We start from the raw sequence: 2,533 nt of genomic DNA on the forward strand, positions 1-2,533 counted from the left end.
GGCCTCTTCTCCCCGTGCGGTCGGACAGCGTGGTCCGGCCACGCGGGTTGCCCGGGGCGGGTGCGGCCGTGGTCATCGCCGGCGCACCAGGTCCCCCAGCACCGCCGCCGCGAAACCGCCCCAGAGGCAGCCGACGACGACCGGGCCCCAGCGCGCCCGATCGTGAAAAGCGAGCGCGAGGGCGGTGGCGGCGACGAGGAGCAGCAGGACCACCAGCCTGCGTCGCCGGCCCCGGCGCGGCGTGACGGTGTCGGTCTCCACCTGTACGACCTCCCCTTGGTCGAGTGATCCCGACGGGTACCACGCGGCACCGGTTACCCCGTGCGGAACACCGCGCTACTGCGGCCGCGCCGCGACCACCCGCCGGATCAGCCGCACCACGTGCGCGCACTCGTCCTCGTCCAGCACGTCGAACCACCGCGCCTCGCGCGCGTTCTGCACGGGGAAGACGCGCGCCACGGCCGCGCGGCCCTCCTCGGTCAGCGCCACGAACACCACGCGCCGGTCCTGGCCGTCCCTGGCGCGCTCGACCAGCCCGGCCCGCTCCAGCGTGTTGATCAGGTTCGACATCGCCGACCTGGTGGTGCCGGACAGCTCGGCCAGCCGCGCGGGCTGCGTGGGCCCGAGGAGCCACAGCTTGAACATCAGCCGGAACCCCGGCATGGTCCAGCCCTGCTCGCGGTGCACGAGCGCCTCGTAGTCGGTGATCATCATGTACGCCAGGTGCAGCACGTTGTACGACAGGCTGAACGCCGAGGCGTCCCCGCCCATCTCGGCGATCCGGCGCCGCGCGAAGCGCTCGTAGTCCTGCTCGACCACCACGTCGGCCGCGGCGGGGACCTCTTGCTCTGCCACTCGCCGATCCTCGCAGGGCGACCCCGCCGATGGGGCCGGAATCGGGCACACTTACCCGGGTGATCGGGACGAGCCGGTTCGCCATCACCGCCGCGGTGGTGCTGGCGCTCGCCGCGGCCGCGGCCGCGGCCGCCGGTTTCGACCTCGTCCAGGACCACGCCGCGATGGTGCTCGACAACCTCTCCCAGCTCGCCGCGGGCCTGCTCGCCACCTGTTGCTGCTGGTGGACGTCGCGCCGGCGGAGCGGCCCGGACCGCCGGTGGCGCGTCGCGATGGGCTGCGGCGCGTTCGGCTGGACGGTCGGCATGGCGCTGTGGGCCTGGTACCAGCTCGTCGAGGAGCGCGCCGTGCCCTCGCCGTCGCCCGCCGACGCGGGCTTCCTGAGCATCGTGCCGTTCGCGTTCGCCGCGCTGCTGGTCATCGGCAACCACCGGCGGTCGGACAACCCGGACGCGCTGCTGGACCGCCGCTCGGCCAGCGCGCGCCTGGTGCTGCTGCTGGACGGCGTGATCGTGGTCGGCTCGCTGTTCGCGCTCACCTGGACCACGGCGCTGGGCGGCCTCGTGGCGGTGGGCAACCCGAGCACGGCGGCGTTCCTCGTGGCCGTCGCCTACCCGGTCACGGACCTGGTGCTGCTGGTCGTCGTGGTGGTGCTCAGCGCCGACCGGGCGGTGGTGCTGCGACCGCAGCTCCGGCTGCTCGGCCTGGGGCTGGCGGGCCTGGCGGCGTCCGACCTGGCGTTCGCCTACCTGGTCAGCGTCCAGGCGCCGGAGGTGCCACCGCTGGCCAACGCGGGGTTCGTGCTCGGGCCCGCGCTGATCGCCCTGGCGGCCCTGGCGCCGACACCGCAGCCGGTCGGCGGCCCGGCGCGCAGCCGCAGGTCGTGGCAGTGGGGCTACCTGCTCATGCCGTACGTGCCGCTGCTGGTCTGCGTCGTGCTGGTGCTGCGGCGCACCGCCATCGGCGAGGTGGGCCCGCTGGACGGGGTGGAGATCGGGTGCGGGTTCACCGTGTCGGTCGCGGTGATCCTGCGGCAGCTCGTGACCATCCTGGACAACGAGAAGCTGGTCCTGATGCTGCGGGAGTCCGAGAGCACCCTGGCGCACCAGGCGCACCACGACCCGCTGACCGGCCTCGCCAACCGGGCGCTGTTCGAGAGCAGGCTGGACGAGGCGCTGGCCCGCCACCACCGCGACGGCGCGCCGTTCGGGCTGCTGTTCGTGGACCTGGACGACTTCAAGGCGGTCAACGACGTGTCGGGCCACGCGCACGGCGACGCGCTGCTGGAGCGGGTGGCCCAGCGGCTGCGCGGGTGCGTCCGCGACACCGACGTGGTGGCCCGGCTGGGCGGCGACGAGTTCGGCGTGCTGGTCGAGGGGGTCGGCGAGCCGGAGCAGGTCGCCTTCCGGGTGCTGGACAGCCTCGGTGACGAGATCAGCGCGTCGGTGGGGGTGGTGGTCTGCGCGGACCGCGACCCGGAGACCACCGCGGCGTCCGTGCTCAAGCGCGCGGACAAGGCCATGTACGAGGCCAAGCGCGACGGCGGGCGCGGGCTGGTCATCCACGAGTGACGCGGGTCCGGCCGTGGCGGCGTTGGTGGTGGGCCGGCGGGGGGGCCCCCCCGCCCCCACCCCCCCCCCCGGGCCCCCCCCCCCCCCCCCCGATGGGCCCAACCCCA

3 protein-coding genes are annotated in these 2,533 nt (G+C 74.6%); 1 reads left to right on the forward strand and 2 read right to left on the reverse strand.

Annotated elements, in window-relative coordinates; translation table 11 throughout:
- Positions 1-72: 72 nt before the first annotated feature.
- Both ACFV4N_RS42705 and ACFV4N_RS42710 read right to left on the reverse strand, forming a co-directional pair.
- A complete protein-coding gene (locus tag ACFV4N_RS42705; protein WP_499678405.1) occupies positions 73-261 on the reverse strand; it encodes a hypothetical protein in 189 nt (62 codons plus the stop codon).
- A 75-nt stretch (positions 262-336) separates the two neighbouring features.
- Positions 337-855: a MarR family winged helix-turn-helix transcriptional regulator gene (locus ACFV4N_RS42710; RefSeq protein ID WP_499678406.1), complete on the reverse strand. Its 519-nt coding sequence runs from the start codon at positions 853-855 to the stop codon at positions 337-339.
- A gap of 59 nt (positions 856-914) precedes the next feature.
- On the opposite strand from ACFV4N_RS42710, the gene ACFV4N_RS42715 reads away from it, so the two are divergent.
- Complete coding sequence (locus ACFV4N_RS42715) at positions 915-2,426, forward strand: diguanylate cyclase domain-containing protein (RefSeq protein ID WP_499678407.1); 1,512 nt, start codon at positions 915-917, stop codon at positions 2,424-2,426.
- Positions 2,427-2,533 lie beyond the last annotated feature (107 nt).

It is taken from the genome of Actinosynnema sp. NPDC059797, assembly GCF_042732085.1.
Classification (GTDB): Bacteria; Actinomycetota; Actinomycetes; order Mycobacteriales; family Pseudonocardiaceae; genus Actinosynnema.